Origin of the sequence: Neisseria sicca 4320 (genome assembly GCF_000193735.1) — a bacterium.
Classification (GTDB): Bacteria; Pseudomonadota; Gammaproteobacteria; order Burkholderiales; family Neisseriaceae; genus Neisseria; species Neisseria sicca_E.
In genome coordinates, this window is sequence record NZ_AEPF01000104.1 from 1 (window position 1) to 272 (window position 272).

1 protein-coding gene is annotated in these 272 nt (G+C 43.4%); it reads left to right on the forward strand.

Annotated features, from left to right (window positions below):
* Nucleotides 1–29: 29 nt before the first annotated feature.
* Nucleotides 30–272 (forward strand): IS630 transposase-related protein (locus tag NSCA4_RS13070; protein ID WP_036538410.1); only part of this gene is annotated, 243 nt, incomplete at its 3' end.

Here is a 272-nt window from a genome sequence, read left to right on the forward strand (position 1 = left end):
GTACAATACTCAACTTTGAAGGTCTGACCATGGCATGCTCTGCGGACTTAAGACACGAAGCTTTAAACTATTACGAACAATGCAAAAACATCAGCCAAACCGCAGCAACGTTTAACTTGTCAAGAAACACGCTTTACCTGTGGATTCGCCTTAAAAAACAAACAGGCAGCCTAAAACATCAAGTTACCGGTCTAAATGCCGTCAAATTGGATAGGCAAAAACCGGCTCAATATCTTGGGCAGCACCAGGATGCCTATCTGCATGAAATCGCT